A 10,840-nucleotide genomic window follows, 5' to 3' on the forward strand; every position below is an offset into this window, starting at 1 on the left:
ACTGGCCTGTTCCTTCAAATCCTGACAAATATTCTGAAGATTCGCTGCGTGTAGGATACGGGCCTTTCCCATAAGACGATGATAATGTGAAGCAATCAGCGCTTCATCTGCATTGCATACGGCCTGATAAAGCACAGCCAGATCCTCATCGTTGGTTTCAACGAGCTGCTGTGCCAGCCGGCAATAATCACCTTCATCTGAACCGGCCAGTTTTTTCAGCTGCGCGACCTCTGGCTGAATTTCCGCCACTGTTTCGGGTTTTCGTATGCATTCTGACGGAAAGTGTACGGATATACTTTCATAAAGCTTCCGGATGTTCAGAGGTTTGAAAAGACAGTCTGTCATCCCGGCCTGCTGGCCTCTTAACCTGACGTCTTCCTCGGCCATGGCGGTGAAACCAAAAATAGGGCGCGGCGTCAGTTGCTGCTGCTGTTCTTTTTTTCGTAGCAGCCGGGTCAGCCGGAAGCCATCCATACCGGGCATGTTGCAGTCGGTCAGCACGATATCAAACGGCAGGGCTGCACTGTCCCAGCAGGCAACTGCCTGAGTGCCGTTTTCAGCCGCCGTCACCTGAAAGCCCGCAGCCGTCAGCTGCTGGCTCAGCAGCAGGCGATTTGGGGCATGGTCGTCGACGATAAGCGCCCGGGCAGTACCCGATGCAATAGCGGACGGCAAACCGTTCTCTTCAGAACGGGTCAGCTTCCCATGTCTGGCCGGGAAATGAAATTTAAAAAGGCTGCCCCTTCCGGGTTCACTTTCGACGCTGAGTTCTCCACCCAGCAGCGCAGACAGCTGCTTACAGATGCTCAGGCCGAGGCCGGTACCGAGGGCGTTATGCGCGCTGTCGTGGGCCTGCATAAAAGGCTCAAATATCCCCAGCGCCTGCTCCTGCGTCATGCCCGGCCCGCTATCCCGGACGCACAATATATAATGACTCCGGTCCGCTTCCTCCAGGCAGTGCTCTTCCAGGGTGATGGCGACCGTCCCGTTTTCGGAAAATTTGACCGCATTGCTGATGAGGTTAGAGGCAATCTGCGTCAGCATCGTGCGGTCGACATGCGCCACGCTGTGCCTGAGCTGGCTGCTGAACTGCAGTTCAAGCGCCTTCTGACTGGCGGGATAGCGAAAAAGAGTAATAACCGTTTCGATGCAGGCACTGAGATCCACCGGCTCAATGCATACCCGGTGCGTACCGGACTCAATTTTCGCCATATCCAGGATGTTACCCACCAGGGAGAGTAACGCCTGCGAAGACTCCCAGGCCACGCGAATGTTTTCTGCCCGCTGCTCTGGTGAGGAGATTTTTTTGTTCTCAATCTCCAGTAAACCTATCAGGGCATTGAGCGGGGTGCGTATCTCATGGCTCATCTGAGCCAGAAACAGGCTTTTGGATTTACTTGCGTTGTCTGCCGCCTCCCGGGCCCGGGTTAAATCACGGAGCAGGCGCTCCTGCTCCGTGACATCTATAAACCCGCCGATAATCCCCTGAATATCCCCACTGTGATCCCGAAAGGGGAGGGTCCAGTGCTGAACCAGCACGCGCGAACCGTCAGGCATATGAATCTCACGGCGGGAAATACCCGGCCGGGCAGAGCGCAGCGTGGTCCGGTAAATATTCTGGAATTCCTGTACGCTTTCTGACGTCAGTATGCCGGACTCCTCAAGTGTACGGCCAATGACCCTAGCCGGATCACCACCAAAGAACTGAAGGTACGTGTTGTTACACTGCACCATCCGGGTCTGGCTGTCGCGCACGTAGAGCGCAACCGGAGACTCATCAATGAGCGTGCGGGTAAACCTCAGCTGATCTTCAAGCCGCTTTTCATAACGGAGGCGGTTCCTGATGTCCCGTTTCAGATAGCGATTTCGCGCAACGATCAGCGCGGCAGCCAGGGCGCATAACAGCGCGCAGATGATAAATACACGGCTGTGTGCGTCCCAGATAAGCTGGTTGCGAATAACGGGTGCATTTATCCAGGCGGCAAGATAATGCTGCTGTGCCTGAGGCGAAATATCCGTGAGCGCTCTGTTGATGATGCTGACCAGCGGAGAGTGGGACGCGTTAATACGCATGACAAACCTGGCGGGGGCAAGAGACACCGTGCTGGCCACGCTCAACTGGCCAGAGTAGCTGTTGCTGATTTGGTAGTCAGCAAACATTTTGGTCACGACAGCGGCATCGGCGCGGTGAGAAGCCACCTCTTGCAACGCCTGCTCTGGTTCAGTGACCTGCCGGAAGTGAACAGACGGGTACCGGCGCGCCAGTTCGCTCAGCTGGCTGCTCTGACCGGCCATCACGATCTGCTTCCCCTTCATGGCACTCAGGGCGGGACGATTACCCGCCTTTAGCGCCACCAGTACCCATGGCGAAATCGCATAGCTGCGCGTCTGGTCACCCTGCAAGGGCATCGTTTCACTTAAAAATACGGCATCGACTACCGGACTGGCTGCATCAGGTGGTAGGGGACGGGGTTCGCTCACAAACTGCAGCCCGGTTCGATCGCCAATGATACGCATCAGTGAGGGAAGGTAGCCACTCAGCATTCCTTCCTCATCCACAAAACTCAGGGGAGGCTGATGGGAGGGATAGCGTACGGTAATCAGAGGATGATGGCTTATCCAGCTCAGATCCTCCCGGCTGAGCACCAGCGGATTGTGTTTAATCACGAAACGACTGTCCAGCCCCCAGTTGCTGGCGATCCGCATGCGACTGTGCAGAGGAAGCGAGGCTAAAACCTTATCCAGCACGTTCAGCAGAACCGGATTGTCCGCGGCGACGGCAAACGAGACGTTCAGGTTAGTGGCAATATTCGTCAGCCTGAAGGCGCCAGGTTTCTCGCTGCCCTGATTCCGGTAAAACGCCGCAGCAGAAGCGCTGATCCACAGCTGTTCACCCGTATTGTACTCAATGGCCGCAACGGCTTCGCTTGAATAGCCGTAATGCAGTAAACGGGCCTGAGGAAACTGTGATGAAATAAATTTACCTGTGGCCTCATCGCCGACGTAGGCGATGGTGTGTTCCCGGTCTTTTTGTGAACAGGATCCTTCCGGGCAGGTTTTATGTAACAGGACGGGTTCATCCAGCAGATAGGGTCTGGAAACCAGCAGAGGAACGGAGCGATTAATCTGTGGGGTGTGAACCGCGATGATGTCCACGTCACCCTTCACCAGCGCTCCCTCGACCTCTCCGGCCGTCGGGTATCGCCGGATAACCATTTTTTTGTCGGTCACGCGACCCGTCAGCCAGATATAGTCCGCTGCGATCCCTTCAAACGTCGAATCGTCATTATTCATCACCAGCGGCGGAAGCGTATCGCCGGCAACGCCCACCCGCAGGCTTTCCGCCGAATCAAGCCAGCGCCGTTCTGCAGGCGTCCACGAAACTTCCGGAAGCGGAACCTGCGTCCGGGACATCAGGGTCAGCTCCTGAACCTGACCGCAGGCCTGCCGGATAAGTCCCAGAGAAGAGATGATAATGACGATAATGAAAGCGCGATTCACAGCAGATACCCCGATAAGAATTGTCGGCATTCTTATCGGGGCAGGGATACATCACAAGCGCGTATTCCCCGTAAGGCTCTGAAATCGCGATAACCGGGACAGGTCTTGCTTAATTCTGATAAGAATCAGCCTTCTCTGCGCTGAGGTATGCGTGAAGTTCGGTTTCGAGTTCTTTAACTATTCTGATGCACGCGCTGATGTGAGAGGCAACCGGCTCACTGGATGCGTTACGCGCATCCTGCTCAATGGCCCGGCAATGCGCTTCAAACTCATTCATACCCAGCATTTTCGCGGTGTTAAGCAGACTGTGTGCGGCAGTACTGATGCCGGTCACGTCACCGGACGTCAGCGCTTCCCGCAGCTGACTAAGGTCATCATTATTCTGGCCGATCACCGTGAGAACGAGTGAGTGCAGCGCTGCCGAGCCCGCCGGTGCGAGATCCGTGAGCCTGCTCAGAGCAGGTGATGGCGCGATATCCACAGGTGCGGGGGAAGCTTTTTTTTCAACGTGCCCCAGCAACTGCTGCAGGTTAAGCGGTTTAAACATGCAGTCGGTCATTCCTGCTGCCAGCGCTCTTTCACGCACGCCCTGTTCGGCCATGGCCGTAAAGCCGATGACATCAACCGGAGGCAGACTGTTCTCACTCTCCAGCGCCCTCAGGCGTTCGGTGAAAGCGAAGCCACTCATACCTGGCATGTTGCAGTCGGTTATGATCAGGCTGAAAGGCGTGCGCGTATGCTTCCAGGCCTCCAGCCCCTGAAGTGCGCTTTCGGCAACCACGCAGCTGTGGCCGGCGGACTCCAGCTGCTGGCTCAGCAGCAGGCGATTCGGTGCATGATCGTCTATCACAAGAATGTGCCGCGCATCAGAACGCACCTGCACCGGTGATGCAGCCGGGTGTTCCTGACCGTCAGCGGGCGTCGCCCTGAAGCGAAAAATAAACGTGGCGCCCGCGCCGGGCTCACTCTCCACAATCAGGCTGCCGCCCAGCAGTTCGCTGAGCTGGCGACAGATGCTCAGACCCAGTCCGGTGCCTTTCTGCGCGGGCTGGGCCTCATCAACCTGTACAAAGGGTTCAAATACGGCCTGTTGCTGAGCCGGGGTGAGTCCGATACCGCTGTCGCACACTTCCAGTGCGAACTCCGCCTCACCCGGGTGCCCCTGCGTACCTTCATACAGCGAGACTTCTATCTCACCTTCAGCAGGCGTGAATTTGATTGCGTTGCTCAGAAGATTCGAAATGATCTGACGAAACATAACGGAATCAAACAGAACCACCTTGTGCTTCACGCTGTACTCCACGCTCAGGACAATCCCTTTGGCTTCGCTCGCAGAGCGGAACAGGGCGATACAGTTGTTCACCACGTCAGTCAGCACAACCGGCGCGTGTTTGACCTGTAGCGTGCCGGATTCAATCTTGGCCATATCAAGAATATCGCCGACAAGCAGCATCAGAGAACGTGCAGATTCGTAGGCAACGGTCAGGTTCTTTTTTCCCTGTTCCGGTGAGGTGTGCCCGAGCAGTTCGAGCTCCAGCAGGCCCGTCAGCGCATTCATGGGTGTACGGATCTCGTGGCTCATCTGAGACAGAAACAGGCTTTTGGCATTGTTAGCATGATCCGCGCGCTCACGGGCCTGTAAAAGCGCCGCCTGCAGACGCTGCATCTCCAGCAGATTTCGTTTGAGAAAGCGGTTGCGCCAGACGAAAGCCGCCGCAATCAGGAGCAGCATCAGCGCAGCCACAATCAGCACATCGCGGTAGCGAGACCAGCGGTTAACCACATCATGCGCGTGGCGCACCTGCCAGCCGCTGAGATGGCTGTAAAGCGCCTGCGGCGGATACGTCATCAGCTCCCTGTTTATGAGAGAGATAAGGGGGCTGTTCTGCTCGCCGGTGGCCATGGCGACGCGAAGTGGCGGCAGCGGTAAGCTGCCTGCCACGCGGAAGGGGCGGGCGAGGCTGGTTTTTTCAAAATAGTCTGCTGCCGTCCGGGGAATAATGGCACCGTCGATGGAGTGAACCCACAACGAGAAGACCGTCTCGAGCGACAGCTGACGCTCAATGAAAGTCACCTGCGGATAACGGCGGCGCAGCTCAGGCAAAAAATAGATGCCGTTAAATACCGCCACGCTTTTCCCTTTCATGTCATCAAGAGAGCTGAAATTGCTGCTGCTTCGCGTCACCAGCACCCAGCCGTCAGTGAGATAGGGCTGGCTGTAGATGATATTTTCAGCCGCCGGAACAGAAGCGTCCGCGACCGCCATCAGCGCATCCGGATGCCTGATGAGGCGTTCGCGCATCTCAGGCACGCTGTCAACGTGCTCCCACTTCAGGCTGAACCCGGCCCGTCCGGCAATCTGCTGAAGCAGGGAAGCCGTAAACCCCCTGACGTCTCCGTCCTCATCGGGATAGGTCAGCGGCCCCTGCGAGTCCACCATCAGCACGGTCAGCTCCGGGTGACTGCTCACCCACTTTTGTTCCTGCCCGTCAAGCGCCAGGCGTGTGGTGTCCGCCTCTTTTTCTTCCAGCCCCCATGTTCGGGCGATGCTTAACCGCGCGCTCAGCGGCAGACGCTGCAATACATTATCCACAGCGGATATCAGGGACGTATTGCTCTCAAGCGCAGCGAAAGCACGATTCTGTGAGCCGCCCACGTCGCTGGGGATAAGCGAGAAGGAGTATGACCGCTGGCGGTTCATCAGGTTGTGGGCGGTTGATTCGCTGGTCCACAGCAGCGCATCCGGATTTTTAATGATTTCGTCTGCCGCTGCGGCATAGTCCGGCAGCGCAATGATGGTTGCTGCGCGGTAGTGCTGCTTCAGCCTGTCGCCCAGCCGTTCATCCCCGACATAATAGAGCGTTTTGCCCCGCAGTCCGTCGTCTGCGCCCGGCGCGATGGCGCTCAGGTGAATTAACACCGCACGGTCTGCATGATAAGGAAGGGAAAAGGCCAGTCCGCCGCTCTCTCCGGTGCGCATATCAGCCAGTAAGTCCTCCTTTCCCTGACGCAGCGCCGCAAGGGCCTGCTGTTTATCCGGATAACGCTGCACGCTGACCGGCAACGACAACGCCTGCTGAAGCACAGACAGGTAGTCGGCGGTGAGCCCGGCGAAGCGCTGATTTCCTGCAGCAATCGCAAAAGGCGGTTGCACGGGCATCCAGGTGCCGACCCGCAGGCTTGAGTGTTCAGAAAGCCAGGCCTGGCTGTCAGATATTTCCTCATTGTCCGGTAAAGCTATCTGCGTCCGGGGGGCCAGCGCTAAGTTCACGGGTGAAACCGGCGCACTGACTGCAGTCAGCGTCAGGAGCAGTGAGAACCAGAATACTGTTGCTTTAACCACGCGGAGTCCACGCATACGGGCTGTTAATCAGGCTGTAAAGTATATCGATTTTGCCTACCTCTCCCTCATTTTTTCCGCCACTGCCGGTTATTTAATTTTTAAAAACATCCGTTTTCCAGGACAGGTCTCTGAAGGTTTTTTTTCCGGCTCTGAGAGAATTCTGAGCACGCTGAAATGGATAACCAGTTTCAGCACTGAATCACGCTGCCGGTGCGCAGAGATAAAGAGCTAACTCAGATTAAGGTGAATTCAATGAGTTCAATTCCAGTAAACGCCGCGGTCGTGGATAAAAATACCATCGTCCGTGCGGAAGTATTAGGCGGCGGGAAAGTCGTCAAAGTGAAAGCGGTCGCGGGCGGTAAATACATTCTGTCTGAAGGCGAGAACGGTTTTGCGCCGGAAAACGTCACGCTGAAGCGCGTGGGTAAAAACCTGCAGGTATTTCTCGAGGGCGAAGACAAGCCCCAGCTGGAAATCGAAGGGTTCTACGACAATCCTGGCGAACTGGTCGGTAAAGGTGAAGACGGCCAGTGGCACGAATACATTGCGACCAGCGGCGATGATAACGACGCGGCCGGCGCACTGCTGGATGGTGAAACCTCAGCGGTCGCGCTGGGCGCGGGCGAATATGCCGGCGCGTCCTCTCTGGCAAACCTGTCTATGGCCGGCCTTTCACCGGCGCTGATTGCGCTGGGCGCTTTGGCGGCGCTGGCGGCAGCCACCGGGCTGGGCTATCTGATTGGCCACGCCGGAAAAGATGACAACCACGGCAACGGCAGCAATGACGGTACTGACGGTGGTAAAGGCGGCGACGGCGGAAATCCTCCTCCGGGCGGTGAACTGCCCAACACCATTGAAGTGATTGCCATCACCGATCGCGACGGACATACCCTGCCTTCCGGCGGCACCAGCAACGATAATGCCCCCGTATTCAGCGGCATTGGTACGCCCGGACACACGGTGATTATTCGCGAAGACGGTGAAGATATCGGGTCTGTCATCGTTGACGGAGACGGCAACTGGACCTGGACGCCGCAGCCCCCGCTGCAGGACGGCGACCACGACTTTGAACTGGTGGAAGGCGATGGTAACGGTAACGTCAGCGCACCAAAGCCCGGCCCTGAACTGATCATTGATACCGTAGCACCGGCATCAGGCAAAATTGAAGACCTGCTGAATGATGACGGCGTATCGGTTATAGCTGCGGGCGTTACCAATGATGCCACGCCGACCGTAGTTGGTTCGGTCTCTTCTCCGGAGCCGGGCCTGCGCGTTGAAATTTTTAATAAGAGCGGTGAGCTGGTCGGCTCCGCTGACGTTGCCACTGACGGCACCTGGCGCTCGGAGCTGACAACACCACTGACCGAAGGCCCCAACGAACTCTATATTGTGGTGGTTGATGCTGCAAATAACCGCAGCCTGCCAAGTGAGCCTGTATCCCTGCTGATTGACTTCACCGCGCCGGTTATGCCGGGAGACGGTGCAATCGGACCGGGTGGTCCGCTGGAAGGCGCATGGGATGACGTCGAACCTCAGACCGGCTACATCACACCCGGCGGTTCAACGAACGATCAGCAGCCGGAATTCCGTGGCGGCGGCCTGGAACCGGGTGACACCGTTATTATCCGTGATAAAGATGAAGTGATCGGTTCCGTGATCGTAGACGATGATGGTTCCTGGACCTTCACGCCTGACACCGACATGGCCGAAGGCGATCACAGCGTGGATATCATCATTCGCGACCCCGCCGGTAACGAGAGTGAGCCAAGCGATCCGCTTGATTTCATCGTTGACATTACCCCTCCGGGCAAACCGACCACCGGCGCTGGCGGAAATCTTGACCTGGCGCTGGATGACGTAGGCATCATTACAGGACCTATCGCTGAAGACGGCGTGACGGACGACGCGCGTCCTGAATTTAACGGCGGCGGCCTCGAGCCAGGTGACGTGGTCATCATTTCCGATGAGTTTGAAGGTGTGATGGAAGTCATTGGCTCTGTCATCGTAGATGGCGACGGCAACTGGAGCTTCACGCCGGATACGGACATGGGTGAGGGTGAACACGATGTGCGGATTATCGTGAGAGATCCGGCTGGCAACGAAAGCGAGCCGAGCGATCCGTATCACTTTGAAATCGACCTGACCGCACCGGTGCTCGACCCCTCAATCGGACCGGGTAAACCGTTTGAAGGCGCATGGGATGACGTGGGCGATTATGAAGGCTGGATCACTACCGACAAGCCTACCGACGACGCTCGCCCGGAATTCAAAGGCAGCGGTCTGACGGATAACGTCGGGGATATTGTGATCATCCGTGACAACGGGAAAGATATCGGCAGCACGACTATCGATTCGGAGGGCAACTGGAGTTGGACGCCGGATACGGATATGCCAAACGGTTCGCACTCGGTCGACATCCGCCTGCGCGACGAAGCCGGTAACGAAAGCGCCCCGTCTGACACTCTTGATTTCACCATCATTACCGGTGGTGCGCCGGCGCGCCCGACGATTACCGGCGTTTATAACGATGACGGCGCGGGTGAACACCTCATTCAGGAGAGATCTCCGAGTAATGACGCTACCCCGGTGGTTCGAGGAACCGGCGGTGAAAAAGACAACGTCATTTACGTTTATAATGGCACTGATCTTGTTGGCACGGCAATCGTGCAGGAAGACCGTACCTGGAGTTTTAAGGTGCCTGAGCCGGGCCTGACGCCGGGCAATATCAGTTTCCACGTAGTGGAAGAAAATGCGGCCTCAAACCGCAGCGAGCCGAGCGGCAACTGGGACTACGTTCTGGACGTGACCGCGCCGGACGCGCCGACGCTGAGCCTGATTAACGATATCGGCAGCACCGAAATTCCAATTGGTAAAGGTGACACCACGCCGGACGACACCCCGATCCTGCGCGGCAGCTCTGATGAGACCGGTGGCAGCGTGGAGGTATGGGAAAACGGCGAACTGCTGGGTACGGCAGTGGTGCATCCGGACGGCAGCTGGAGCTTCCCGGTGCCGGCGCTTGATGACGGCGAACATAACCTGGAAGTCATACAGATTGATCCGGCGGGTAACCGCAGCGCGCCGTCAGAATACAATTTCGAAGTCGATACCAGTTTAGTGGCTGTGCGCATCACGCACCTGTCGGAAGACAACAGCATCATCGGTGACCTGGCGTCTCCGGCACGCACTAATGACAGTACTCCGACGGTGCACGGTATTGCTACGCCGGGCCAGGTTGTGACGGTGTTTGTGGACGGCACGGCGGTCGGCAGCGTCACGTCTGACGTCACGACCGGCGCATGGCAGTTTGACCTGAATATCCCGACTGACGGCACCTATGAAGTCCGCGCAGAGGTTAACGGCTCGCCGACCCCGAGCGGAAACTTCGAGGTGACGCTGGATACGGCAGCGCCAGCTGGCAGCTTTGACCGGGTTATCGATAACCTGGATGCGACGGACGTGGAGCTGGCGAATGGCGCGGCCACGCGCGACACCACGCCGCGCCTGGAAGGCCGCGTAAACATGGCGGGCGAAACCAGCCCGGTGCTGGTGACTATTTATAACGGCACCACTGCGGTGGGCTCCGTTTATGCAGACGCCAGCACCGGTAACTGGAACTGGACGCCAGACCCGCTGCATGACAACACCTATAATTATCACGTCACCTTCACCGACGACGTGGGTAACGTCAGCACACCTTCCGCTGACCGGGTGATTACCGTTGACACCATGCCGCCAGCAGCGCCGGTGATTACCAGCGTCGTGGACGACTTTGGCACACGTACCGGCGATATCACTAGCGGTGGTACCACTGACGATCAGACGCCAACCCTGAACGGAACGGCAGAGGGTGGCACGGTTATCACGGTCGAGTACAACGACGGTACAGGCTGGAAAGTGGGCACCGTAACCGCCGCAGACAGCGAAGGTAAGTGGGCATGGACGCCAGACAGCGAGCTGGCTTATGGTGATTATCAGTTCCGCGTGAAGTCTGAA

The 10,840-nt window shown here is 57.3% G+C and carries 3 protein-coding genes; 1 reads left to right on the forward strand and 2 read right to left on the reverse strand.

The genetic code is table 11. From position 1 onward, the window contains the following. Both QMM04_RS17590 and QMM04_RS17595 read right to left on the reverse strand, forming a co-directional pair. Positions 1-3,501, reverse strand: a 3,501-nt coding sequence (locus QMM04_RS17590) for a transporter substrate-binding domain-containing protein (RefSeq protein WP_282996633.1), incomplete at its 3' end; no start/stop codon positions are given. Positions 3,502-3,610: 109 nt separating this feature from the next. After that, positions 3,611-6,655 (reverse strand): ATP-binding protein, encoded by a 3,045-nt coding sequence (locus QMM04_RS17595; protein WP_349253943.1) that lies wholly within the window; start codon positions 6,653-6,655, stop codon positions 3,611-3,613. A 441-nt stretch (positions 6,656-7,096) separates the two neighbouring features. Here QMM04_RS17595 and QMM04_RS17600 point away from each other — a divergent pair. After that, the coding region (locus QMM04_RS17600; RefSeq protein ID WP_282996635.1) for an Ig-like domain-containing protein at positions 7,097-10,840 on the forward strand (3,744 nt) is incomplete at its 3' end.

The sequence above is a fragment of the Pantoea sp. Pa-EAmG genome, assembly GCF_030024295.1.
Lineage (GTDB): Bacteria > Pseudomonadota > Gammaproteobacteria > Enterobacterales > Enterobacteriaceae > Pantoea > Pantoea dispersa.